17 protein-coding genes are annotated in these 24965 nt (G+C 62.5%); 9 read left to right on the top strand and 8 right to left on the bottom strand.

The features are described 5' to 3' along the window. Nucleotides 1-92: 92 nt before the first annotated feature. Nucleotides 93-1544, top strand: a complete 1452-nt coding sequence (locus J3P76_RS05155) for a mannose-1-phosphate guanylyltransferase/mannose-6-phosphate isomerase (RefSeq protein ID WP_420765398.1) — start codon at nt 93-95, stop codon at nt 1542-1544. 91 nt (nt 1545-1635) lie between these two features. Here the strand turns inward: J3P76_RS05155 and J3P76_RS05150 are convergent, their stop codons facing one another. Then, nucleotides 1636-4506, bottom strand: coding sequence for an RHS repeat domain-containing protein (locus J3P76_RS05150; protein ID WP_434701619.1), 2871 nt, complete (start codon nt 4504-4506; stop codon nt 1636-1638). 166 nt (nt 4507-4672) lie between these two features. Between J3P76_RS05150 and J3P76_RS05145 the strand changes: the two genes are divergently transcribed. Together J3P76_RS05145 and J3P76_RS05140 are read left to right on the top strand one after the other, a co-directional pair. Beyond that, entirely contained in the window at nt 4673-5137 is a 465-nt protein-coding gene (locus tag J3P76_RS05145) for a multidrug transporter (protein ID WP_434560493.1), read from the top strand. 31 nt (nt 5138-5168) lie between these two features. After that, on the top strand, nt 5169-5993 hold the full coding sequence (locus J3P76_RS05140) for an SDR family oxidoreductase (protein WP_434607626.1): 825 nt from the start codon (nt 5169-5171) through the stop codon (nt 5991-5993). A 35-nt stretch (nt 5994-6028) separates the two neighbouring features. On the opposite strand, the gene J3P76_RS05135 is transcribed toward J3P76_RS05140, so the two are convergent. Genes J3P76_RS05135 through J3P76_RS05120 form a run of 4 tightly spaced genes read right to left on the bottom strand, consistent with a single transcriptional unit; the run spans nt 6029 to nt 10856 of the window. Further along, nucleotides 6029-6892 (bottom strand): efflux RND transporter periplasmic adaptor subunit, encoded by an 864-nt coding sequence (locus tag J3P76_RS05135; protein WP_434560497.1) that lies wholly within the window; start codon nt 6890-6892, stop codon nt 6029-6031. Between the two features lie 10 nt (nt 6893-6902). Next, nucleotides 6903-7103, bottom strand: a complete 201-nt coding sequence (locus J3P76_RS05130; protein ID WP_003205331.1) for a DUF1656 domain-containing protein — start codon at nt 7101-7103, stop codon at nt 6903-6905. Continuing rightward, nucleotides 7093-9291, bottom strand: a complete 2199-nt coding sequence (locus tag J3P76_RS05125) for an FUSC family protein (RefSeq protein ID WP_434701617.1) — start codon at nt 9289-9291, stop codon at nt 7093-7095. Before J3P76_RS05125 ends, J3P76_RS05130 begins: the two co-directional genes overlap by 11 nt. Then, nucleotides 9285-10856: an efflux transporter outer membrane subunit gene (locus J3P76_RS05120; protein WP_434701615.1), complete on the bottom strand. Its 1572-nt coding sequence runs from the start codon at nt 10854-10856 to the stop codon at nt 9285-9287. The genes J3P76_RS05125 and J3P76_RS05120 overlap by 7 nt, the downstream gene beginning before the upstream one ends. A gap of 319 nt (nt 10857-11175) precedes the next feature. On the opposite strand from J3P76_RS05120, the gene J3P76_RS05115 reads away from it, so the two are divergent. Continuing rightward, nucleotides 11176-12144 carry a LysR family transcriptional regulator gene (locus J3P76_RS05115; RefSeq protein WP_420765406.1) on the top strand — a complete coding sequence of 323 codons (969 nt, stop codon included), beginning with the start codon at nt 11176-11178 and terminating at the stop codon, nt 12142-12144. A 27-nt stretch (nt 12145-12171) separates the two neighbouring features. Here J3P76_RS05115 and J3P76_RS05110 read toward each other — a convergent pair whose 3' ends face one another. Next, entirely contained in the window at nt 12172-12426 is a 255-nt protein-coding gene (locus J3P76_RS05110) for a hypothetical protein (protein ID WP_420765407.1), read from the bottom strand. Between the two features lie 230 nt (nt 12427-12656). Between J3P76_RS05110 and J3P76_RS05105 the strand changes: the two genes are divergently transcribed. From J3P76_RS05105 to J3P76_RS05085, 5 genes are all read left to right on the top strand, one after another. Then, nucleotides 12657-13814: an efflux RND transporter periplasmic adaptor subunit gene (locus J3P76_RS05105; protein ID WP_434560503.1), complete on the top strand. Its 1158-nt coding sequence runs from the start codon at nt 12657-12659 to the stop codon at nt 13812-13814. Beyond that, nucleotides 13811-16924 carry a multidrug efflux RND transporter permease subunit gene (locus J3P76_RS05100; RefSeq protein ID WP_434701614.1) on the top strand — a complete coding sequence of 1038 codons (3114 nt, stop codon included), beginning with the start codon at nt 13811-13813 and terminating at the stop codon, nt 16922-16924. Before J3P76_RS05105 ends, J3P76_RS05100 begins: the two co-directional genes overlap by 4 nt. A 9-nt stretch (nt 16925-16933) precedes the next feature. Beyond that, entirely contained in the window at nt 16934-17608 is a 675-nt protein-coding gene (locus J3P76_RS05095) for a heavy metal response regulator transcription factor (RefSeq protein WP_420765410.1), read from the top strand. Then, nucleotides 17583-18962: a heavy metal sensor histidine kinase gene (locus tag J3P76_RS05090; RefSeq protein ID WP_420765411.1), complete on the top strand. Its 1380-nt coding sequence runs from the start codon at nt 17583-17585 to the stop codon at nt 18960-18962. The genes J3P76_RS05095 and J3P76_RS05090 overlap by 26 nt, the downstream gene beginning before the upstream one ends. Nucleotides 18963-19108: 146 nt before the next feature. Next, entirely contained in the window at nt 19109-20593 is a 1485-nt protein-coding gene (locus tag J3P76_RS05085; RefSeq protein WP_434611652.1) for a GGDEF domain-containing protein, read from the top strand. A 2-nt stretch (nt 20594-20595) separates the two neighbouring features. Here the strand turns inward: J3P76_RS05085 and J3P76_RS05080 are convergent, their stop codons facing one another. Both J3P76_RS05080 and J3P76_RS05075 read right to left on the bottom strand, forming a co-directional pair. Next, the gene (locus J3P76_RS05080; RefSeq protein ID WP_434701613.1) at nt 20596-23958 is read right to left on the bottom strand and encodes an ImcF-related family protein; all 3363 of its coding nucleotides are present in this window, start codon (nt 23956-23958) and stop codon (nt 20596-20598) included. Next, a complete protein-coding gene (locus J3P76_RS05075) occupies nt 23945-24934 on the bottom strand; it encodes a hypothetical protein (protein WP_420767940.1) in 990 nt (329 codons plus the stop codon). The genes J3P76_RS05080 and J3P76_RS05075 overlap by 14 nt, the downstream gene beginning before the upstream one ends. Nucleotides 24935-24965: the final 31 nt, after the last annotated feature.

Raw genomic sequence — 24965 nt, 5'->3', positions numbered from 1 at the left:
AGGTGTCATTCGGATACGGAACAAAAACAAGAGAGTGAAACGACAGAACGCAGTAGCTCTAAAACCATTTTTGCTTCAAAGGAGTAACAAACATGATTCCGGTGATCTTGTCAGGTGGTAGTGGCTCACGTCTTTGGCCGCTTTCGCGCAAGCAATTCCCTAAACAGTTCCTGGCCCTGACCGGCGAACACACCCTGTTCCAACAGACCCTCGAGCGCCTGGTGTTCGAAGGCATGGACACGCCGATCGTGGTCTGCAACAAAGAGCACCGTTTCATCGTCAACGAGCAGCTGTCCGCCCAGAATCTGGAAGCCCAGCGCATCCTGATGGAACCGTTCGGTCGCAACACCGCGCCGGCCGTGGCCCTGACCGCGATGATGCTGGTCAACGAAGGCCGCGACGAACTGATGCTGGTACTGCCGGCGGACCACGTCATCGAGGATCAGAAAGCCCTGCAACGCGCATTGGCCCTGGCCACCGTGGCGGCCGAGCGTGGCGAAATGGTGCTGTTCGGCGTCCCGGCCACCAAGCCGGAAACCGGCTACGGCTACATCAAGTCGACCAACGACGCCTTGCTGCCTGAAGGCGTGAGCCGCGTGTCCCACTTCGTCGAAAAACCCGACGTCAAGCGCGCTACCGAGTTCGTCCAAGCCGGCGGTTACTTCTGGAACAGCGGCATGTTCCTGTTCCGCGCCAGTCGCTTCCTCGAAGAGCTGAAAAAACACGATCCGGACATCTACGACACCTGCCTGCTGACCCTTGAGCGCAGCGAGCAGACCGCCGACACCATCACCTTCGACGACGCCACCTTCGCCTGCTGCCCGGACAACTCCATCGACTACGCGGTAATGGAAAAAACCCAGCGCGCCTGCGTAGTGCCACTGTCGGCGGGCTGGAGCGACGTCGGTTGCTGGGCATCGCTGTGGGAAGTCAATGCCAAAGACACCAACGGCAACGTCACCAAGGGCGACGTCGTGGTCCAGGACAGCCGCAACTGCATGATCCACGGCAACGGCAAGCTGGTGTCGGTGATCGGGCTGGACAACATCGTCGTGGTCGAGACCAAGGACGCCATGATGATCGCCCACAAGGACAAGGTCCAAGGCGTCAAGCAGCTGGTCAACACCCTCAATGCCCAGGGCCGCACCGAAACCCAGAACCACTGCGAGGTCTATCGTCCGTGGGGTTCCTATGACTCGGTGGACATGGGCGGTCGCTTCCAGGTCAAGCACATCTCGGTCAAGCCGGGCGCGTGCCTGTCGCTGCAGATGCACCACCATCGCGCCGAACACTGGATCGTGGTCAGCGGCACCGCTGAAGTGACCTGCGACGAGAACGTGTTCCTGCTGACCGAAAACCAGTCGACCTACATCCCGATCGCGTCGGTTCACCGCCTGCGCAACCCGGGCAAGATCCCGCTGGAAATCATTGAAGTGCAGTCTGGTAGCTACCTGGGCGAAGACGACATCGAGCGCTTCGAAGATATCTACGGTCGTTCCACCCCACTGGAGCGCGGCGTGTCGGTGAAGACTATCGCCCAATAAGATCAGCAACGATCAGCCAGACAAGAAGCCCTCATCCAGCCCACTGCGTCCCCTATCCGCAGTGGGTTGGGTGGGGGCTTTTTTTGCCTGGTCACATTCTCAGAGGTCTTCGATTCTGCTTGGCAAAGTCTTGCCATTTTGACATTGATGAAGCTGACAATTTTTTCAGCTTCCCTGTTCGAAAGTACCCATTTTCCAAGTCGGCACGCGTTAGATGGCCAGAGTCAATCATATATTTAGCCATGTTACCGCCCCAATGCAGGTATCCATTATTCCCACTTGTAAAGTAGCCGGTCTTGTAGACTCTACCGGGAAACATTTCAGTAAAAATCTCATTGGCGAAATAGTCCGTTACGTATTCATCATAATTACCGTGCGCCACAGTCATATCAGTTACCGCCTGAAGACCTACATGTTCAAAGGAGGAAAAATGCAGACTTTCGTGAATGATGGTCGATATGATTTTATCCGCATCAATCTGACCGTTATTCGAATAATCCGGTGCGGCCGCCACCATATAAATCCGCCCGTCGGGTGCCGTCCATGCGGGAGCTCCAAACTCATTAAACTCTCCGTCTGGACTCATTCGCCTATCCGCACTCATCAATGTATTAAGTCTATGCTGTGAAACTTGCTCTAAGGCAATTACCTGTCTTGGCAGCTTGAACCTATCGCTTATCTTCCTGGAAAGCTCAGCAAGATCCACATAATTTTCTACGTTCCACGAAGCTGTGGGCTCATAATCCCGCACCTCAGGAGGCGCTAAGTTAATGGGCGAAAATATTTCGCCCTGCTCCGGTGGACGAGCCACTGATAAAGCGGATGACGCGCCTGCCGCAGGTGGGGGCGGAGGGCCCGGCGCTAAAGGCGGTGGCGGAGGAGGCCCCGGCGCAGAAGGCGGTTGGGGAATAACTGATAGCGGCATAAACGGGGGAGCACTGGGTATAAACGGTGTTGTGCCTCCTTTATCACTCGCCGCCTCTTCCTTTATGTGCCCATCCGTATCCACAAATGTCAGCGGATTGTTACCCACCATCACAAACAGGTTCAAGCCATCCACCGTCCCCGCCGGATCGGGATTCATCCACCGCTGCAACCCAGGGAGGTAATAACGAAAACCATAATAATAAAGCCCCGTCGCATCCCGCTCCTTGCCCGAATAACGAACCGTCTTGTACCCCACCTCGATCGCATCTTCTCCCGCCAGATAAGCCGTTTCACCAAAAGGATAAAAATGCTCACGGCTGATAATCCGCCCATCAAGGGCGACCTCCAGGCCGACCGAGCCCAGATGATCGGCCACGCTGAACCGGTAAGCGTCGTTCTCCCCGGTCGGCGGCGTACTTTCCCAATGCAGGACCCGAACCTCGCTGAGCCCGCCCTGGGCGACGATCACTTGCAATGCCTCGCCCGTTCCACTGTCGACACGCAGTTCCAGCCCCGGCAGATATCGCACCTCGGCAGCCAGCGTGCGGGTGCCGGTCTGCAAGGTGCGAAGTTTGCGCGCCCGTTGTCCGCCGCCGTCGTAGACATACGCTTCGCTGTCGTTGAGCCCCGAGTCGCGCTCGATGGGGGTGACCGACCTCAACTGGTTGCGCAGATCCCAGGCCAGGAACCGAGCGGCGTCCAGCTCCAGGCAATTGCCCCGTGCATCGAACGCGGCGGCGATTTCGTCCTCGGTGGGCGGCACGCCGTTGCGGTAAGGCAGGCAGCGATTGCTGTAGCGAGCCGCTTTGATTTCCCGGCCATGGCTTTGGGCGCCGACGTGAGTCAGCTCCAACAGGTTGCCGGCCTCGTCGTAGCGGTAGGTCTGTCGGTAGTTGCTGACCGCCGCCGGGTCGTTGCGTCTCAGCGAATCGGGGCCCTGATTGGCCGTTCCCGCCTCCCACCCCGTAGCTTCGATCAGTTGATAGAGGCTGTCGTAGACAAAGCGACTGATCGGATCGATGCGTTGGTTGGCGAAGTAGCGGATCGGCAGGATTTGGTCTTCGATGCCCAGCACATTGCCCACTGGGTCGTAGTCGTAGCGCAAGTGTTGCAGCACCTGGTCGGCACGCTTGGCTTGGCGTTCCGACAAGCGTCCGTCCTCTGGGTCATACGTGAGTGAGGTCTGCACGCCGTTGCCGGCTGTTTCCTGCTCGATTTGTCCTTGGGCGTCGTAGCGAATGTCGCTCACCAACGCCTGCCAATCGTCTTGCCCCTCCAGCAGCAATTGGCTGCCGGACAGCCGGCCATCGAGCGTAAGGCCTTGTCGGTGTCGATTGCCCCTGGCGTCGACCCGCTCCAGCACATCACCCAACGGCCCAACGCGCCACGTCGAAACGGCGCCGTCTCCCGGCTCCAGCAGGTGCTCGCGATCGCCCTCGGCTTCCGGCCAGTCGGGCAAATCCGCATCGAGGATGAAGCGGCGATCCTGCATGAGGTTTTGCCCGGTCAAGGCAAAGGATGCCAGTGACAAGGTGCCCGCCGTGTCGTCGTGGCGGATCAATTGCCCGTACTGGTTGTGGTCTTGGTCGCCCTGGCCCGGATAGCCATACGTCAGGCGTTCGGTACACCGGCGTGGCTGCCCGCTGCCGTGCTCGAACACGGCCACGGGACGCAACAGGTTGTCATGTGAGACCTCACGCTGCGTGCCTCGTCCATCCCAACCCAGCAAGCCTTCGCCAGCGAGACCGGGCAGACCCGTCTGAATGCCCGCGTCGACGCTGTCCGTATGCAGCGTGGCGCCGGACAGCGAATAGATCGCCGAGAGATTGGCCGGCGCCGTCTCATCCGTTCGTTGCAAAACCCACAAGCGGGGATCCCACTGTTTCACCGCGCGCCCGGCCATATCGAACCGGCTGCGGTTGATCCGCCGCTGCGCAGGGCCATGCTCAACGTTGCGGCAATAGCCCACCGAACGAACCGGCAAGCTTCGCGAGTCGACAGCGATTAACGTCGGCGTTCGATAATCCATGCCCATCAGCAGCAGCTCCGTAAAGTGCCAGGTAACCCGGCACATCTAACCAACGGTCGCGCAAGGCTGCCTACTGTCATGTATGACAGTGACGACGGACGGTGCAGGGCAGATGAATATCCATCGCCCGCGCCCTTCGGTAGGATGTGGCGATAGGAACGGAGGCTTCAACATGCTTATCGGCGTCGCGCTGGTCATCACCTGGCTCATCCTGCTATTACGCTACCCGGCCAAGGCCTTGCCGGTTTCCCTGGCGGCGTTCGTCGGGCTGGGGCTGGTCGCGGCGTGGGTGCTTTGGCAGGAAAACCGCGAAACCCGGCAACTGGATCGCCTGGATGTGCGCATTGCCTATGCGCCTGAGCGCTGCCCTGCTGATCGTCCGCTGTCGTTGAGCCTGAAAAATGGCAACGACGTGCCGTTGACCGAGCTGCACTGGCGTATAGCGGCCTATGCGCCCGGCGACACCATCAACCTGGCCGAAAACGTCTACAGCTCACCCCGCTATCGCGGCCCTGGCGAACTGCAACCAGGCGCCGACTGGCAAGACTGCCTGCCGTTGCCGCCGTTGCGCCCCGGCTATCGCCCGCAAACCTTGGAGTTTCGCGCCGAGCGGTTGCAGGGTAGTTTTTCCAACTGATTCCATCACAACGTTACCCAAGGAAAGCGCCATGCCCGTTGCGTTGATCACCGGATGTTCCAGCGGCATCGGCCGCGCCCTCGCCGACGCGTTCAAGGCCGGCGGTTACCAGGTCTGGGCCAGCGCGCGCAAGACCGAAGACGTGGCGCAGCTAAGCGCTGCCGGCTTCACAGCGGTGCAACTGGACGTCAACGACGGCCAGGCATTGGAGCAGTTGAGCGAGCGGATCAACCAGCAACACGGCGGCCTCGACGTGCTGGTGAACAATGCCGGCTATGGCGCCATGGGCCCGCTGCTGGACGGCGGCGTGCCGGCCATGCAGCGCCAGTTCGAAACCAACGTGTTCGCCATCGTCGGCGTGACCCGCGCATTGTTCCCCGTGCTGCGCCAGGCCAATGGGTTGGTGGTCAATATCGGCAGCGTGTCCGGTGTGCTGGTCACTCCATTCGCCGGCGCCTACTGCGCCTCCAAGGCAGCGGTACACGCCCTGAGCGATGCGTTGCGCATGGAACTGGCGCCGTTCGGCATCCGCGTGATGGAAGTCCAGCCCGGCGCCATCGCATCCAGCTTCGCCAAGAACGCCGGGCACGAGGCCGAACAGTTGATCAGTGAGCAATCGCCCTGGTGGCCGCTGCGCGACGGCATTCGTGCCCGCGCCAAGGCATCCCAGGACAACCCGACCCCGGCCAGCGAATTCGCCGCCGCGCTGCTCAAGGCTATCCAACAGCCCAAGCCACCCCGCCTGCTGCGCCTGGGCAATGGCAGTCGTGCATTGCCGCTGATGGCCGGCCTGCTGCCCAAGGGGTTACTGGAGAAAGGCTTGATGAAGCGGTTCGGTTTGGGTCGGTTACTGTAATCGTTCCGGTCTTATTTGCCGTTGTGGCGAGGGAATTAGCGGTGACTGTATGGCTCCACCACCACGGTGCAGGTCATCCCCGCCGCCAGCAGCACGTCATCCGGCACTTCGTCCAGATGAATGCGCACCGGCACCCGTTGGGCCAGGCGTACCCAGTTGAACGTGGGGTTCACGTCGGCGATCAATTCACGGCTCTGGGGATTGTCGCGGTCGTAGATCCCCCGGGAAATACTTTCCACGTGGCCCTTGAGCACCTCGCCACTCATCAACTGCAATTGCGCGGAATCCCCGACCCGCACCTTGGGCAGCTTGGTCTCTTCGAAAAAGCCATAGACCCAGAACGAATTCATATCCACCACGGCCATTTTTGCCTCGCCGATGCGCGCGTAGTCGCCACGGTGCACGTTGAGGTTGGTGACGTATCCGTCCACCGCCGCCCGAACCTCGGTGCGGGCCAGGTTCAGCTCGGCCGCCTCCAGCTGCGCCTGGGCGTGCTGGTAGTCAGCCTGGGCTGAATCGGCGATGTTGCTGGCGTCGTCACGGTTCTCCCTTGAGATCACCAGGCTGTCCAGATCGGCGCGCCGATGGGCATTGACCTTGCGCATCTCCCAGGTGGCCTTGCGTGACGCCACCAGGGAGCGCGCCTGCTTCACCGCGATGCGGTAGTGCTCGGGGTCGATGCGCATCAACAGGTCGCCTTTTTTCACCAACTGATTGTCGCGCACCGGCACCTCGACCACCTCCCCGCTGACATCGGCAGCGACATTGATGATGTCGGCCCGTACCCGGCCGTCGCGGGTCCAGGGCGTGTTCATGTAATGCACCCACAATGTCCGGCCGATCCACAGCGCCAGGGCCACGATCAACAACGTCGCCAGCAGGCTGAAAAACTTTTTCATCGCATCGATCTCAACGGTAGACCGTCAGCGCCAGCGCGCCGAACAGACAAGTAAACAGACTCAGGCGCAGCAGCGCCGGGTGCCAGAAAAAACGGTACAGGTCCAACCCCGACAGGAACCGATCCAACGCCCAGGCCAGGCCGGCGGCGATAAAGAACATCAAGGTCATGGTGGGCATGTAGACGCCGTGGAAGGCGATTTCACGGGGCATGTTCAGGTTCCTGGGAAAGCGGCATTGCATGGCCGGCCAATGGCGATTGCGGGTCGAGCAAAGAGGTACGTATGAAGTGCAGGTAGCTTTTCACCCGGCGCAGGGCCGAGGTGTCGAAATGCGGGGCGAAAGGTTCGTCGGTGGCCTGCACGCGGCTGATGGCGTGGTCCACCGCCACCAGCGCGCGCTCCAGATTGTTCTGGCCGGGCTGGCGGAACAGCCGCACCAGCGCACGCCCCATCCCCCGAATCGCCTGGCGCCATGGCTGGCTCTCGGCGTAGGCCGGATGCACCGGTAGCGTCGCCTGCTCCTTGCGCAACTCGATGATTGCGTGGCCGATTTCCAGCACTACGAACATCCAGCGCAGCAAATCCCTTTGCACTCGGGGTTGCCCCGCCGCCAGTCCGTAGGCTTGGTGCAGCAAGTCCCGGCTGCGGCTCTCGAAACCCGAGGCCAAGCCCTTGAGCTTGCCGCTGATGGCGAACACCACCTGTTCGCGCAGGTCCTGTTCAAGCCGACGCCACAGCCAGCGGCTGTTGGGCGGCAGGATAATCGCGCCGGCGGCGGCACATACGAGCATGCCGAGGATCATCGCAATGTAATCGTTGATGAAGGTGTACGGGTTGTAGACCGTCAGGTTGTCCGGCACCGAGCCGGTGCAGAAAAAGATCAGCAACCCCAGCCCGACTCCGGCGTATTGCGGGCGGGAACTGAGGAACGAGCCCACGACGATCACCGGCGTCAGCATCACGCAGAGCAAGGGAAAACCGTCGATCAATGGAAAGACGAAAAACATTTCGACGAAGCCGATCAGCGCCCCTAACAACGTGCCGCAGGCCATCTGGAACGCCATGCGCTTGGGGTTCGGCGTGGCGGCGGACAGCCCGACGGTGGCAGCGGCAATCATCGTCATGGTCGCGCCGCTCGGCCAGGCGGTGGCGACCCAATAGCTGCCCAGCACCAAGAGGATGAACGCAGCGCGAAAACCGGAAGCGGCTGCCGCCAACCCGTTGGTCTGCGACACGAAGGGCTCGTCCCAGCGTTCGCGTTCGTGGCGGTGGTCGGCCAGGGATGCGTGGGTCTGGGCGTAGCCGTGCAGGTCTTCGACAAACCGATATAACAGCTCGTAGGCGGTATGAAAATCCAACTGCTGCGCGTCACTGGGATCCGTCTCCAAAAACTGCGCGCGCAGTCGACGGACCTGGGCCGGCAAGTCGGCCTTGTAGTCTGCCAACGCGGCCGCCAAGCGCGCCGCATCAGCATCAATCAAGGGCCGTGCGCTGAAACCGTCGAGCAGTTCGGCGAGGGTTTGCAATCCAGGCTCGATGGCGCTCGCCACCGAGTCCGCCGTGCCAGTGCGCAATCTTTCGAGCAATTGGTGCAAGGCGTTGAATCGGGTAGTGATGCCCATGAATTCGCTGTTCAAGCGACTGAGCCGGCCGTTGCGCCGGCGCATGTGCGGGTCTTCGAACACCGTCACGCTGCGCAGGCCCTCCAGGCCCACCGCTTCGGCGATGAAACCGACGTTACGCGCCTCGAATGCCTCGGGTTGGCTGCGCCCGCGCAAGCCGTCGGTGACGAACAGGGCGAACACACCAAAGCGCTGGTAAAGCGCGTTGCGCATGGCGGCACTGGCGGTTTGCGGCAGGATCGCGGCGCTGACCGCGGTGGAACAGAGGATCCCCAGGGAAATTTCCAACACCCGCCAGACCGCCGCCATGAAGGCACCCTCGGGATGGGCCAGGGCCGGCAGGCCGATCATCGCCGCGGTGTAGCCGGCCAGCACGAAACCATAGGCGCGAAAGTTGCGATAACGCGCCGCCCCCGCCGAACAGATGCCCACCCAGATCGCCAGGCACCCGAGGAACAGCTCGGTGTGCTGGGCGAACAAGGCGATTAACGCAACCATCACCGCCGAGCCGGCCAACGTGCCGAGCAAGCGATAGAAACTTTTGGCGAACACCTGCCCGCTCTGCGGTTGCATGACGATGAACACCGTGATCATCGCCGTGCGCGGCTGCGGCAGCTCCAGGCGCATCGCCAGCCACAACGTGAGGACCGCGGCCAGCAAGACCTTGAAGATGTAGACCCAGGTCACGCCGTCGCTGCGGGCCCAGTCGAAGAAACCACGGCGCCATTCGAGGCGATACAGCATGAGTAAATACGTCACGGAGGGAGCACTCAACATCGTGGCGAGGGAGCTTGCTCGCGCTTGGGTGTGCAACACCCATGGGCGGAAACCGGGGCCGCTTCGCAGCCCAGCGGGAGCAAGCTCCCTCGCCATGGGCCATTGCTTGCAACAGGCATGTCACTGCCAGCCTCCAGCCCGCCGCCCAACGCGGTGACCAGATCGGCATGGGCACTCAGGCGCGCCGCCTCCACCCGTTGTTGCACCTGTTGTCGCTTGAACAACAGGCTTTGGGCATTGAGCACGTTGAGGTAATCGGTGAGCCCACGCTGGAACGCGACCAGCGCAATGTCATAGGTGCGCTGTGCCGCGGCAACGGACTCGGCGGCGAAAGCCTGTTGTTTGTCCATCGACTCGCGGCGGATCAACTGGTCGGAAATGCTCTTGAGTGCGTTAACCAACGTCTGGTTGTAGTGCGCCACGGCAATATCGTAGCCGGCGGTCGCCTCGCCCAATTGCGAACGCAGGCGACCGCCGTCGAAGATTGGCAACGAGATCGCCGGGCCGACGTTGTAGGTGAGTTTCTTGCCGGTCAGGAACTCCAGCGCCCCGCCGCCGGTGGCCATGTAGCCCAGGCTGCCTACCAGATCGACGTTGGGGTAAAAGCCGGCCCGGGCCACATCGATACCCCGTGCCTGGGCTGCCACTTGCCAGCGTCCGGCAACCACATCCGGGCGTTGGCCGAGCAGTTCGGCGGGCAACGTGGACGGCAGCTTCAAGGCAGCACCCAAGGCCAGGGTCGGACGGTGCAAGCGAGCACCGTCTCCCGGTCCCTTTCCCGCCAGCGCGGCCAGTTGATTGCGGCTCAAGGCGATGGCTTCGTCGAGGGCGTCGAGTTGACGATGGGTTTCGGGCAATGGCCCTTGGGCTTGGCTGACTTCGAAGTGCGTGCCGATGCCACCATCCAGGCGTTTCTGTGCGAGTTCGAGGATCTGCTCTTGCTGACCTAGGGTCGCAGCGACGATGTCGCGCTGGGCATAGTGCAGCGATAACTGGATATAGGCGCGCACGATGTTGTTCTGCAATTCCAACTGCGCCTGGCGCGCCTCGGCGACGCTGACATGGGCCAGGTCGACGGCCCGCTCGCTGGCATTGCGCTCGCGACCCCACAAGTCCAGGGCGTAGCTCAACCCCAGGGCGGCGTTATTGTCCCAAGTAGTGGTATCGGCCAGCCCGCCAGGGCCGTAGAACTGGTCGGTGGGCCAGTTGTGGCGCTTGAGTGTGGACTCGCCATTGATCTGCAGTGACTCGGCGGCCTCGGCGATTCCGGCCATGGCCCTGGCCTGGCGGACCCGCGCGGCGGCCATGGCCAGGCTCGGGTTGTCTGGCACGGCCAAATCGATCCAACGATCGAGTTGCGGGTCGCCATAGGCTTTCCACCACTGGCGGTTGGGCCAATGAGCGTCGTGGGCAGCCTCGCGAATCGCCTCGTCGGTCGCCAATTGGTCGGGCGACAACACCTTGCCTTGCGGCGCAATTGCTCCCGTGCCGATGCAACCACTGATGGTTAACGTCAAAACCCAAACACTGAGAGTCTTCAGCTCTCTGCTGATGCAACGCGGCACGGGCGCAATATTCCTAAAAGAAGGGGCTGACGACGGTCTGCGGATGACTGCAAGGCCTGTGGGAGCGAGCTTGCTCGCGATGGGGTCCTCGCATACAACACTGAAGTGAATGCACAGACGCCATCGCGAGCAAGCTCGCTCCCACAGGTCCTTGACACCAGATCGCTCTGCATTGGCAGCAATTCTAGGGACCGCCCCCGATAGCGATAAGCCGACCTTTCTGTGAATCTTTGTTACCGTAAACGCGATAATCAATAAGTCGGGTCCCGTCACGCTGTAACTTCATGTCACAATTTGACACCTCCCAAGAGAGCCCTCCATGGACACCTTGCAAAACATGCGTGCGTTCAGCTGTGTTGCCGAAGCCGGCAGCTTCACCGCCGCCGCCGCGCAGCTCGACACCACCACGGCCAATGTCTCGCGTGCGGTTTCCAACCTGGAAGCCCATCTGCAAACCCGCCTGCTCAATCGCACCACCCGACGCATCGCCCTGACCGAGGCCGGCAAGCGCTACTTGCTGCGTTGCGAGCAGATCCTGGCGTACGTCGAAGAAGCGGAAGCGGAGGCCAGCGACGCCCATGCGCGTCCGGCCGGGCAATTGAAAGTGCACACCATGACCGGCATCGGCCAGCATTTCGTGATCGACGCCATCGCCCGGTATCGCAAGACCCATCCGGATGTCACCTTCGACCTGACCCTGGCCAACCGCGTGCCGGACATCCTCGACGAGGGTTACGACGTCTCGATCGTGCTCGCCAGCGAACTGCCCGATTCAGGCTTCGTCTCCCAGCGCCTGGGAATCACCTACAGCATCGTCTGCGCATCGCCCGCCTACGTGAAGGCCAGCGGCTGCCCGCAGAAACCCGCCGACCTGCTCAACCATGCCTGCCTGCGCCTGGTCAGTCCGGTCATTCCGCTGGAGAAATGGGTGTTCGACGGCCCGGAAGGCCAGGAAATGGTCACCGTCAACAATTCACCGTTCCTGGTGAATTCCGCCGATGCCATGAAAACCGCCATCACCAGCGGCATGGGCGTGGGTGTGCTGCCGGTGTACGCCGCCATCGAGGGTCTGCGCAACGGCACGCTGGTGCGGGTCATGCCCAACTACCGTTCCCAGGAACTGAACCTCTACGCCATCTACCCATCGCGCCAGTACCTGGATGCGAAGATCAAGACGTGGGTCGAGTACCTGAGGGGATCGTTGCCGGAGATTCTGGCGGCGCACCAGGCCGAATTGACGGCTTATGAATTGAGTGGAAGCCTGACGGGGCCACGGGTCGCTAACTGAATCCGCGACCGGCGCCGGGGGACAATATCAGCGTTTGCCCATCGAGCGACGCGTACCGGGAGGCGCGGCGCCGGGGGTCTTGGTATGGCCGTTCTTTGCGCCATTCTTGTACCAAGGCTGTTGCCCGGCCCCCTTGGCGGCCGCCAGTTCGCCGGGCTTGAAGGGAAACTTGAACGCCGGGATCGCCGGTTTTTCTTCAGCGCTGGAAACATCGCTGTCCGTCTGGGCAGACGGTTCGCCTTGCAAGCGTTCGTCCGCGGACGATGGTGTCGGGGAAGTCATGTAAGGCTCCGGGCGGGTATGCCGGGCTCGCTAGGTGAGCCGCGAAACGCAGCAGTATACCCGCCCGGAATCGCGGTGCCACGAAGCAGATTCCATAGCGGCGCTCCGTCCGACGGAAAACCGGGACGAAACTGACAGCCCTGACAGCTAGCCGTCACCTTCCTGACCGCCTCGCAACGCTATATAAGACAGATAGAAATCCCACCGTCCCGAACCGGCTCTTCGCATCCATGCACATTCAGAAAAAAACCGTCCTGCTCGTCGCGCTGTTGGTCGCCTTGGGCGCACTGGTCCTGTGGTTCTCGATGAAACCCGCCGCCACCAAACCTAGTGCTGCCAGCGCCGTACCGGTAAAGGTCGTGAGCGTGGTGGAAAAGGACGTGCCGCGCTTTGCCAGTGGGATCGGCACGGTGTTGTCGCTGCACAGCGTGGTGATCCGTCCGCAGGTCGACGGCATCCTTACCAAGCTGCTGGTCAAGGAAGGACAATTGGTCAAGAAAGGCGATCTGCTGGCAACCATCGACGACCGTTCCATCCGCGCCAGCCTCGACCAGGCCCGCGCCCAACTCGGTGAAAGCCAGGCACAACTGGCGGTGGCCCAGGTCAACCTCAAGCGCTACAAAGTGCTGAGTGTCGATGATGGCGTATCCAGGCAGACCTACGACCAGCAACAGGCGCTGGTCAACCAACTCAAGGCCACCGCCCAGGGTAACCAGGCGGCCATCGACTCGGCGCAGGTGCAACTGTCCTACACCCAAATCCGCTCGCCGGTGACTGGCCGTGTCGGCATTCGCAATGTGGATGAAGGCAATTTCCTGCGCACCAGCGACACCGAAGGGTTGTTCACCGTGACCCAGATCGACCCGATCGCCGTGGAGTTTTCCCTCCCGCAACAGATGCTCCCGACGCTGCAGCGACTGATCGCTGCCCCGGACCAGGCACTGGTCAAGGCCTACATCGGCGCCGACGGGGCCACCGGGCAATTGCTCGGCGAAGGCCGACTCAGCCTCATCGACAACCAGGTCAATACCAGCACCGGAACCCTGCGGGCCAAGGCCGAATTCAATAACGCCGCACAACGGTTGTGGCCGGGGCAGTTGGTCACGCTGAAAATCCAGACCGCCGTCGACAAGGGTGCGCTGGTGGTGCCGCCGACCGTCGTCCAGCGTGGGCTGGAGCAACCTTTCGTCTACCGGGTCAACGGCGACAAGGTGGAGAGCGTGCCGGTTGAAATGGTTTACCAGGACAGCGACATGCACATCATCAACGGCGTGAACGCGGGTGACCAACTGGTGAGCGACGGCCAGTCACGGCTCAAGCCAGGCGCCAGCGTCCAGGTGATCGGCGACCCGCCCGCCGTGGCGAAGACCGGGCAGGCGCAACCATGAAGGGGCGTGGTTCGGTATCGGCGTGGTGCATCGACCATCCCATCGCCACGGTGCTGTTGACGTTCGCCCTGGTGCTGCTGGGGCTCATCGCCTTTCCTCGCTTGCCTGTCGCGCCCTTGCCCGAAGCGGAATTCCCGACCATCCAGGTCAATGCGCAACTGCCCGGTGCCAGCCCCGAGACCATGGCTTCGTCGGTGGCGACCCCGCTGGAGGTGCAATTCAGCGCCATCCCCGGCATTACCCAAATGACCTCCAGCAGCGCGTTGGGCTCGACCAACCTGACCCTGCAATTCAGTCTCGACAAGAGCATCGACACCGCCGCCCAGGAAGTCCAGGCCGCCATCAACACCGCCGCTGGCAAGCTGCCCAACGACATGCCGAACCTGCCGACCTGGCGCAAGGTCAACCCGGCGGACAGCCCGGTGCTGATTTACAGCATCAGCTCCAACCTGATGCCCGGCACCGAACTGAGTGACTACGTCGAGACCCTGCTCGCCCGCCAGATCAGCCAGATCGATGGCGTCGGGCAAATCTACATCACCGGCCAGCAGCGCCCGGCGATCCGGGTCCAGGCCTCGGCCGACCGACTCGCGGCCATTGGCCTGACCTTGGCCGACGTTCGCCTATCCCTCCAGCAGGCCAGCCTCAACCTGGCCAAGGGTGCGCTGTACGGCGAGTCGAGCATCTCTACGCTGTCCACGAACGATCAGTTGTTCAAGCCCGAGGAATACGGTGAGCTGATCGTGGCCTACCGGGACGGGGCGCCGGTTCATCTCAACGACATCGCCAAAGTCGTCAACGGTTCGGAAAATGCCTACGTCCAGGCCTGGTCCGAGGATCAGCCCGGGGTCAACCTGGTCATCTTCCGCCAACCGGGGGCGAACATCGTCGAGACCGTCGACCGCATCCAGGCGGCGCTACCCACCCTGGAGGCCATGCTCCCCGCCGCAGTGCAGGTCAAGGTCATGATCGATCGCACCCAGACCATCCGCGCCTCGTTGCATGAAGTGGAAATCACCCTGCTGATCGCGGTGCTGCTGGTGGTGGCGGTGATGGCGCTGTTCCTGCGCCAGCTCTCGGCGACCCTGATCGTCTCGGCGGTGCTCGGGGTGTCGTTGATCGCCAGTTTCGCCCTGATGTACGTGATGGGCTTCAGCCTGAACAACCTGACCCTGGTGGCGATTGTCATCTCGGTGGGATTCGTGGTGGACGATGCCATCGTGGTGGTGGAGAACATCCACCGGCACCTGGAAGCCGGCGAGGGCATGCGCGAGGCGGCCATCAAGGGCGCCGGGGAAATCGGCTTCACCGTGGTGTCCATCAGCTTCTCGCTGGTGGCGGCATTCATTCCGCTCTTGTTCATGGGCGGCGTGGTCGGGCGCCTGTTCAAAGAGTTTGCCTTGACGGCTACCTCGACCATCCTGATTTCGGTGGTGGTGTCCTTGACCCTGGCGCCGACCCTGGCCGCCTTGTTCATGCGCGCGCCAAAGCACCCCGCTCACGCCCAACCGGGCTTCGGCGAACGCCTGCTGGGCTGGTATGAACGAGGCCTACGCCGGGCCCTGGCTCACCAGAAGCTGATGATCGGTGTGTTCGGCCTGACCCTGGCGCTGGCGGTGGTGGGCTACGTGTTCATCCCCAAGGGCTTCTTTCCGGTACAGGACACGGGCCTGGTGCTCGGCACCAGCGAAGCCGCCGCCGACATCTCATTCCCGGACATGGTGGCCAAGCACAAGGCCCTGGCCGAGATCGTTGCCGCCGACCCGGCGGTGCAGACCTTCTCTCACTCCGTCGGTGTCTCGGGCAACAACCAGACCATCGCCAACGGCCGTTTCTGGATCGCCCTGAAGCCTCGGGGCCAGCGCGATGTATCAGCCAGCGGCTTCATCGATCGGATCCGACCCAAGTTGCTGAAGATTCCCGGCGTGGTGCTGTACCTGCGGGCCGGGCAGGACATCAACCTCAGTTCCGGCCCCAGTCGCGCCCAGTATCAGTACGTGCTCAAGAGCAACGACGGGCCGACCCTCAACGCCTGGACGCAGAAACTCACCGACAAGCTACGCAGCATTCCGGCGTTCCGCGACATTTCCAATGACCTGCAACTGGGCGGCAGCATCACCCACATCAACATCGACCGCAGTGCAGCGGCGCGCTTCGGCCTCACCGCCACGGATGTCGACCAGGCGCTGTATGACGCGTTCGGCCAGCGGCAGATCAACGAGTTCCAGACCGAGACCAACCAGTACAACGTGATTCTCGAACTCGACACACAACAGCGTGGCAAGGCCGAAAGCCTGGCGTATTTCTACCTGCGCTCGCCCCTGACCGGGGAGATGGTGCCGCTCTCCGCCCTCGCCCGCTTCGACGCTCCCACCAACGGCCCGTTGTCGATTGCCCACGATGGCATGTTCCCGGCCGCCAACCTGTCGTTCAACCTGGCACCAGGCGTGGCATTGGGTGATGCGGTGCGGCTGCTCGACCAGGCCAAGAACGAAATCGGCATGCCTGCGGCCATCACCGGCAATTTCCAGGGTGCGGCCCAAGCCTTCCAGAGTTCGCTGAAAAGCCAGCCATGGCTGATCCTCGCCGCCCTGGTGGCCGTCTATATCATCCTCGGCGTGCTCTACGAGAGTTTCGTGCATCCGTTGACCATTATCTCCACGCTGCCCTCGGCCGGCCTTGGCGCGCTGATCATGCTTTGGCTGCTGGGTCAGGATTTCTCGATCATGGCGTTGATTGGGCTGGTGCTGCTGATCGGGATCGTCAAGAAGAACGGGATCCTGATGATCGACTTCGCCATCGACGCCCAGCGAAACGGCGGGATGACGCCCCAGGATGCGATCTTCCAGGCCTGTATGACACGGTTCCGCCCCATCATCATGACCACCCTCGCCGCGCTGCTCGGTGCGCTGCCGCTGATGCTCGGCTATGGCGCCGGCGCAGAGCTGCGCCAGCCGTTGGGCATTGCCGTGGTCGGTGGCTTGCTGGTGAGCCAGGCGCTGACGTTGTTCACCACACCGGTCATATACTTGTGGCTTGAACGACTGTTACATCGACCCGCCCCTCGAAACGGCCCTGCGCCGACGGCGGCGCTGGCGAATACAGACTGAGGCCGGGCCATGCGCGTTCTGATCATCGAAGACGAAGAAAAAACCGCCGACTACCTGCACCGCGGCCTGACCGAACAAGGCTACATCGTGGACGTGGCGCGCGATGGCGTCGAAGGGCTGCACCTGGCCCTGGAAAGCGATTACGCAGTGATCGTGCTCGACGTCATGCTGCCAGGCCTGGACGGTTTCGGCGTGCTGCGTGCGTTGCGCGCCCGCAAGCAGACACCGGTCATCATGCTCACCGCCCGCGAACGGGTCGAGGACCGTATCAAGGGCCTGCGCGACGGGGCCGACGATTACTTGGGCAAACCGTTTTCCTTCCTCGAACTGGTGGCGCGCCTGCAAGCGCTGACCCGCCGCAGCAGCGCCCACGAGCCGGTGCAGGTGAGCATCGCCGATTTGTGGATCGACCTGATCAGCCGCAAGGCTACCCGGGCCGGGCAGCGCCTGGACCTCACCGCCAAGGAGTTTTCGCTGCTCAGCGTCCTCGCCCGTCGCCAGGGCGAAATCCTTTCGAAGACCGCCATTGCCGAGATGGTCTGGGACATCAACTTCGACAGCGACGCCAACGTCGTGGAAGTTGCGATCAAGCGCCTGCGGGCCAAGCTGGACGGTCCTTTCGAGCACAAGCTTCTGCACACCATCCGTGGGATGGGGTATGTGCTGGAGAATCGAGGTGAGTAACAGCATCGCGCTGCGCCTGAGCGGGCTCTTCACGCTGGTGGCGGCGCTGGTGTTCCTGTTGATTGGCGGTGCACTGTACCAGCAGGTCGACAAAGGCCTGGGCCTGCTGCCGGAAGCGGAGCTCGACGCCCGCTACAGCGTGCTTGAATCCACCGTGGGTCGTTATGGCACGCCCGAGCATTGGGTGAAGATCAACAACAAGCTGCGGTTACTGGGGGAGGAAGACAAGCGCATCCATTTCTGGATCGTCAGCGGCGACCCGCGCTTTGAATATGGCAGCCCCGATCCTCGGATTCGCGCCGTCGCCCAGGGCCCCTTGGGCAAGCATGACCTGATGTTGCCCGACCGGCACTATCCAATGAAAGTCCTCGTGAGCCAGTTCCCCGCCAAGGACCAGCGCCCTCCCCTGCGATTCATGATCGGCATCGATACCGAGACGTTCTACCAGACCCAACACCACCTGCTGGTGGCCCTGGTGAGCCTGGCCTGTATCGGTGTGCTGCTGGCCTCGTTGCTGGGTTATTGGGTGGCGCGCATCGGGCTCAAGCCGCTCATCAAGTTATCGGACGAAGCCCAACGCCTGGCGCCACCGCGCCTTTGCGGGCGGCTGCGATTGTCTCCATTGCCACCGGAGCTCGGCCAGTTCGTCAGCTCGTTCAACGCCACTCTCGACCGGGTCGAGCAGGCTTACTCCCGGCTGGAATCATTCAACGCCGACGTTGCCCATGAACTGCGTTCGCCGTTGACCAACCTGATCGGCCAGACGCAAGTGGCGCTGACCCGGGGGCGCTCGGCGGAGCATTACTTCGAAGTGCTGCAATCGAACCTCGAAGAGCTGGAACGCTTGCGCTCCATCATCAACGACATGCTGTTCCTGGCCAGTGCTGACCAGGGCAGCAAGGCCACCAAGCTGATCACGACCTCCCTGGCCGACGAAGTGGCAACCACCCTCGACTACCTGGACTTCATCCTGGAAGACGCCCAGGTCGAGGTTCACGTCAGTGGCGACGCCCAGGCCACCATCGAAATCGCCCACCTGCGAAGGGCCTTGATCAACCTGCTCAGCAACGCCGTCCAGCACACCGCGCCCGGCCAGGTGATCGCCGTGCGCATCGAAGCCATCGGCGATCAGATCACCCTCGCCGTCACCAACCCCGGCGCGCCCATCGATGGAGAGCACTTGCCGCGCTTGTTCGAGCGCTTCTATCGCGTCGACGCCTCCCGCAGCAACAGCGGCGCCAACCATGGATTGGGCCTGGCCATCGTCAAGGCCATTGCGCTGATGCATGGCGGCGACGTTTTCGTACACAGCGAGCGGGGCGCAAACACCTTCGGGATCCGTTTGCCGGCTTGAAATAAGCCACGATGTGGATTGCTCAATTCCGGTGTCACAAGCACAATCTTGCAAAAGGCCAGCATTGTTTGATGCCAGTCATCCGCGGCTGTGGATGAGCAGCCTATGGGAAGGATCCCAGCCATATGACAATGCAGATCGGAATCATGAGCGCGAGCACTGCAACACCCGCCAATATCCCACTTCCTATACGTTCGGAACGGGTACTCGTCTTGGCCAGCTCGCTGGCTGTGATTGCCATCCTGAGTATCGTGACGTTCCTGCTGATCCGTGAACACGCCAGCGCCCAGCAGGCCGCGATCCGTGCGGCGAGCAACATCGTGCAACTGATCGACGCCGACGTGCTGCGCAATGTCGAACTCTATGACTTGTCATTGCAAGGTCTTGTCGCTGCCGCAAAGCGCGACGACCTGAATGATGTATCACCCACGATTCGTCATCTCGCCCTCTTCGACCGCGCCACCGCCGCGCCTTATAAAGGCGACATATTGCTGCTCGACAAGCGTGGTGATGTGATCGCCGATTCCGCCTCGATCCAGCCACGCAAAGGTAATTACGCCGACCGGGAGTATTTCCAGTCTCATCTCCAGGATCCACGCCCGGGCATGATGATCAGCCGGCCCTTCCGCGCCCGTAGCGAACCCCACGACTGGCGGATCAGCTTCAGTTATCGCTTGAACGACGAACGTGGCGAGTTCATGGGCGTGGCCGAAGCCGCGATGCGCTTGAATTACTTCAACCAACTGTTCAAGAGCCTGAACATCGGTCACGGCGGGACGGTCAACCTGGTCAGCCGCGACGGTATCCTGCTGGCGCAAGAACCGCAGTTGGCCGAAGACGTGATCGGCAAGGATTTCAGCAAACGGCCAAACTTCGTACGCATCCTGCGCGAAGGCGACGGCAGCTTCACAGGCCTATCCAGCGTTGACCAGACCCAGCGTCTGTATACCTTTTCCCAGGTGGGTGACTTGCCGCTGATCGTGGTGGTCGCGCTCTCTTCCCAAGAAGTCTTCGCCTCGTGGCAACGCACGGCGCTTCTGGTCAGTGGCGCCACTGGCGCGCTGTGCATCAGCCTGCTCTGGCTCACCTGGCTGCTGCGCCGGGAATTGAAACGCCGCCGCAACGCCGAATGGGAGTTGGCCCAGTTGGCGTCTGTCGATCCTCTGACCGGCCTGGCCAACCGTCGAACCCTGGACCACATGCTGCAACTGGAATGGCTGCGCGCCCAACGCTCCGGCCAGCCGTTGTCAGTCCTGATGATCGACGCGGACCACTTCAAGACATTCAACGATCGCCTCGGCCATCAACGCGGTGACGAGGCGTTGCGAAGCCTGGCTCAGTTGATTGGCGAGCATGTCCGTCGCCCCGCCGACCTGGCGGCGCGTTACGGTGGCGAGGAATTCTCGGTGGTACTGCCGGAAACCACGACGGCCGGGGCATTCACGACGGCGCAGAACATTCGCGAGGCCGTGGAACAGATGCCTGGCGAGATGCCCATGACCGTCAGTATCGGCATCGCCACCTGGGTCCAGGGGCCTTACAGCGAGTTGGAAGAATTGCTGTTCGCCGCCGACAAGGCGCTTTACCAGGCCAAGGCCAGCGGACGCAATCGGGTCGTCTGCGCGATGTAGATCTATCCTTCCGCCGCCCCGCGCCCATCCAAAAATATCCGCCCCGGCAACGTAAACCCTCGCAACTTCAGAAGCGTCATCGGCCCGGCATCCAGTTCGGTGCGCAGGTGCCACGTCAGGCCCAGGCCATCGGGCGCCTTGAGCACCATGCGGTAGCGGCTGTCGCCATCGTCCAGCGCGGTGAACGTGGCCTGTTCCAGCAAGCGGATCAGCCCCCAGGCGCCGGCGTAGTCGGCGAACAACCGTTCGCCGGTGTGGACGCTGGTCCACGTCAGGCTGACGCCGGGGTAGTCGCTGCGTCCTGGCCAGCCGAAGCGCTGCCAGCGCTCCTTCTGGTTGAAGTAGTGGTGTTTCTCTCCGTTGAGGATGAAGGTGGTTTGCACCACATCGCGCACGCCTTTGCCGCTCAGTTCAAAACTCAAGCCCAGGCCGCCGTCGGTGTAGAGCACGTCGGCCAGATCGCTCAGTTGATTGACCGCCTCCAGGAATTGGGGATTGACGCGCAAACCGCGACCGTGGCGGGGATCGGCCACCCAGCGGTTGCCTTCCTTGCGCAACACGCCGCTCAACTGGCTGTGGAGAAAACGCTCGATGCGCCCCGTGTCGGCGCGGATCATTTGCCCCAGCATCGGCAACGAAGCATCGCTGGCCGTCGCGGCGAAGGGATAACGCCCGGTAAAGGCCGCGTTCCAATGCTCGACGATCGAACGCCGCCATTGGCTGTTGAGGCCCGCCGCCGACGGTTGCAGCACTCGCTGCCAAGCCTGTTCCAGCGGTTGCACGAACAGCGTTTCGCCCACGCCGGCCCATTGCGCACCGAGGCTGGCGGCCATAAGACGGCCATAGGACTGGGTATCGGTGAGGTCGATGCCCCGGCCCTGGAACACCGTCTGCGCCAGGGCCTGGGTCATTTCCATGGGGTCGCTGGCCGTGTTGATCTGTTGCAGTTTCAGGCGCACGCGGGTCACTTGGGTGAGGTAGGCCTGGAGGCTCAAATGGTCAGCGCCACCCTTGCCCAGCAAGGCCAACAACGGGCCGAACGTCGGATCCAGCGGGCCGCTCGGCAGGTCGGCCAGCGGGTCTATGGGCGGGGCCTTGTCCGGGCCGATGAGCTTGTGCGCGGACCTCATCAGCGAGTCGCCCAGGGCCGGGACGCGGGTGCCCGCTTGCCCTTGATAGGCCAGGGTATTGATCAACGCGAGCAACGGCGATTGGCGCACGTCGCTCATCAGCGTCAACTGGTCGATGACCTGATCCAGGCTTTTGGGTTGATTGCCCCGCAGGCTGTTGAGAAACACCAGCCAGGCGCCCGCGTAGTCCTTGAAATAACGTTCGGTCAGGCGCGCCTTGAGCTCGCCGGGCGTCAAGCGCACATCGATGTCACCGGGGCGATCACTGAGCACCCAATCGATTTCTTCGCGGCGCGCCTGGGTGATGTCATCGATGGCCTGGCGCACCTGGCCCTCCCAGGCCTGGCGCGTGAACACCCCCGGCACGCTGGCCTTGCTGGAAAACAACCCGGCGGCTTCGGTGTCGCCCACCATCTGTTGCAGGCCCAGGGCTGGATAGTGCGGGGTGGCGTCGTCCAGCACCCGTTGATACAGGCTGGCCTCGGCGTTGCGTTGGCCCAATTGGTCGAGCAGCACCTGGCGCACCTGCGCCACCAACCGCGGGTCGGCCTCGATGCGCCAGTCCGGGTGCGCGGCCAGTTGCTCGGCGTAGAACTGCCACAGGTTCGGTGCGAGGGTCCGCCAGAGCCCTGGCGAAATTCCGTCACGCGTGGGTTCGGCGTGGCCCAGGGTCTTGACCAACAGGGGCGCCACGGCTTTGTCCGGGCGCGCCATCATCAGGTAAGTCTTGAGCTGATCGTAGGCCATACGCGTGCGCTCAACGCGCTCGGGGCTGCCCGGCGCCAGCTTGACCAGCGCCTCCAGTTGCCCGCGCAACCTCGCCGCCGCCGGGTCTCGCACCAGGCGGTTATTGGCCTCGACATACCGGGGCCACAACAGTTCGAGCAAGGTTTCATTGCGGTTCAAGCCAAAGCGCTGGTACCACGGCGCACCGGACACGACACGGTGATCCAGGCGAGCCAGCACATGGACGAGCGCTTCGAGCGCCAACAGTTGCTCCTCTTGGGTGGATGACTGTTGCAACGCCGTCGACAAGGCCTGCGCCTCGACGATCTGCGCCCGATTGCTCACAAAGGACAGCGCCATCCCCGCGCCCCACACCAGCGCCAGGCCCATGAACAGCCCATAGACGACTCGCGGCGCGCCCCACCCCAACCGCGCGCCGACGGCCTTGTCGCGCTGCACGCCGTGCCACGCCGGGTCCGGCCACCAGAAATGCTCGCCGTCAGCGCTTTGCGTCACGCGCAGTGGCAGGCTGAACCACAACCCTCGCAGCATCACCCCCGGGTTGAACCCACTCAACGACGGCGCCAGCGCCTGCCGCCAACGGGCAATGCCCTCGGCCTGCAAATCCCGGGACAGGCGCAGCAGGAAATCGTGGTGCATCCGCTTCTTGATCTTCATCTGGGCAAAGCCCTGGCAACGCAACGGCTCGACCAGATCCTCCAGGCACGCCTCCAACAGAGACGGCGTCACCTTGGCCGGCAACAGACAACCCACCGGCTGGCTCTCGCGCCCGTCCTGGGACCAGCCGCTCTCGCACACCTGCCACAAGTGCAACGGCAACCGTCGGCCTAGCCGCCGAGCCAGCCCCTGCAACTGCCGCATGCCCTTGGCCAGCGCCACCGCATCGGTGCTTTGCGGTTTGTCCAGCGCCCAGACCACCCCGTCCAGCGCCCGCCAACGGCGCAAGGTGAGCCATGGGTTCAACAGTGGGGTTGGCAATTCTTCCTGGACGCTGCCGCCCCATAGCAGCACGGTGCGTTCGCCTTCGAGCCATTTCTTTTTCGCCAGCTCCGGGGCGATGGCGGCGATCTGGGTGGGCTCACCGACGATGAGCAGCAGGCGGACCTTGTGGCGCCAGAGGGGGCCGTATTGGAAGCGGAGGTTTTCGCGTAGCCTGGCCAGCTTCTCTTCGTCGTCTTTCAAATCCGGCTGTGGATTCAATCGGGACGCAGCGACGCTGCCAATGCCTCCCGGCGTGGTCCGCTGCGCCTGGCGTACCGTCAAACGATCCCAGGCCAATAAAATCATCGGGCAGAACCAAAAGAGCGCAACCCATGTCCCCAGCCCCCACAACATCAATTGCTGGAACGCGACTGGCGGCAATTCCAGGTGATGGCCCGCCAAGCGATACAGCAGGCAACCGAGCAGCACCATGAATGTCATGACCAGCAGGTAGCCTGACCCCAACCCTATCAATGAGCCCTTGGGCTCGCCGTTATCCCTTGCCATGAGGTTTTGCCACTCCAATTGCCAATCGTTTGTCCGCATCCTGGCTCAGCCAGCCACAGGGCTGTCCGGCCTCCTTTGCATGCAACAACGCCAACGACATGCCGATAAACGGCGCCAGATGCGCCAATTCACCCCAGTGCGCTTCCAATTGATGCTCGATCGCCGACCAGCCGCCGGCCATGAAGGCTTGCTGACTGGCCTGGTCCATGGCCAGACAGGTCGGCGGGGCTTGCAGCCCGGCATAACGCTGCATCTGTGCGCTGAGCTCAGCGGGGGGGTCGTCAGTCTCGCCCGACAGGTATTCACCACGATGCAACAGCTGCCGCCCTTGACGACTCACCACCCACAAAAAACCACCTTCGCCAGGTGGCGTTGCCGCTTCGGCGCCCTGCACCGAAACCACCCCGGCGCACAGCAGCCAGTCCTCGGCGTGACGGCATTCTTGATTGAATATGTCGATCAGTTCGTCCAGGTCCGCCAGGTCTTGCAACGGCAAGCACACCTTTGGCAGCTCGGTGCCGTGGCTGCCCAGCACCTTCTCGAAGGCAGCCAGTTCGATTTCGTCGCCCGCCCAGACAATCGCCCGCAACCTCGGCCACCGCTCCAATATTCCGGTTTGCTCAAAAACCAACCGAGCCAGGTGTTGCGCCAGCGCCGGAGCACGCTCGGCGGACTGGCTGAGTATCACCGGGCAATTCAATGACGGCACCGCAGCCTTGGATCGCGCCATGGGCGTCGGCAGCGGCGTGTCGTTCATCAGGCCCCGATAGTGGATTTGATCATCACCGGCCGGCCCCAACACCAGCACCTCTTCCACCGGCAACCCCAGGCTTCGCCAGCGCCACCAGCGCTGTGTATCGTCGTCCTGGGTGCGGCGAAATACGTCGCGCCTGAACAAGCCGATCTGCCATGGCAACACCCGCAACGACAACGCCAGCGCCCAGCTCAAGGGCAACACAGCGCTCCACAACCACAATGCCAGGCGTGGCTGATCTTCGGGCCAGAAC

This window comes from Pseudomonas sp. D1-36 (assembly GCF_051132205.1).
Classification (GTDB): domain Bacteria; phylum Pseudomonadota; class Gammaproteobacteria; order Pseudomonadales; family Pseudomonadaceae; genus Aquipseudomonas.
Note: the sequence above shows the minus strand (reverse complement) of the source record. Positions and strands in the feature narration are given on the sequence as shown.

Coding starts and splice junctions, on each gene's coding strand:
- J3P76_RS05155 (WP_420765398.1), top strand. CDS start 93: ATGATTCCGGTGATCTTGTCAGGTGGTAGTGGCTCACGTCTTTGGCCG.
- J3P76_RS05150 (WP_434701619.1), bottom strand. CDS start 4,506: ATGGGCATGGATTATCGAACGCCGACGTTAATCGCTGTCGACTCGCGA.
- J3P76_RS05145 (WP_434560493.1), top strand. CDS start 4,673: ATGCTTATCGGCGTCGCGCTGGTCATCACCTGGCTCATCCTGCTATTA.
- J3P76_RS05140 (WP_434607626.1), top strand. CDS start 5,169: ATGCCCGTTGCGTTGATCACCGGATGTTCCAGCGGCATCGGCCGCGCC.
- J3P76_RS05135 (WP_434560497.1), bottom strand. CDS start 6,892: ATGAAAAAGTTTTTCAGCCTGCTGGCGACGTTGTTGATCGTGGCCCTG.
- J3P76_RS05130 (WP_003205331.1), bottom strand. CDS start 7,103: ATGCCCCGTGAAATCGCCTTCCACGGCGTCTACATGCCCACCATGACC.
- J3P76_RS05125 (WP_434701617.1), bottom strand. CDS start 9,291: ATGTTGAGTGCTCCCTCCGTGACGTATTTACTCATGCTGTATCGCCTC.
- J3P76_RS05115 (WP_420765406.1), top strand. CDS start 11,176: ATGGACACCTTGCAAAACATGCGTGCGTTCAGCTGTGTTGCCGAAGCC.
- J3P76_RS05110 (WP_420765407.1), bottom strand. CDS start 12,426: ATGACTTCCCCGACACCATCGTCCGCGGACGAACGCTTGCAAGGCGAA.
- J3P76_RS05105 (WP_434560503.1), top strand. CDS start 12,657: ATGCACATTCAGAAAAAAACCGTCCTGCTCGTCGCGCTGTTGGTCGCC.
- J3P76_RS05100 (WP_434701614.1), top strand. CDS start 13,811: ATGAAGGGGCGTGGTTCGGTATCGGCGTGGTGCATCGACCATCCCATC.
- J3P76_RS05095 (WP_420765410.1), top strand. CDS start 16,934: ATGCGCGTTCTGATCATCGAAGACGAAGAAAAAACCGCCGACTACCTG.
- J3P76_RS05090 (WP_420765411.1), top strand. CDS start 17,583: ATGTGCTGGAGAATCGAGGTGAGTAACAGCATCGCGCTGCGCCTGAGC.
- J3P76_RS05085 (WP_434611652.1), top strand. CDS start 19,109: ATGAGCGCGAGCACTGCAACACCCGCCAATATCCCACTTCCTATACGT.
- J3P76_RS05080 (WP_434701613.1), bottom strand. CDS start 23,958: ATGGCAAGGGATAACGGCGAGCCCAAGGGCTCATTGATAGGGTTGGGG.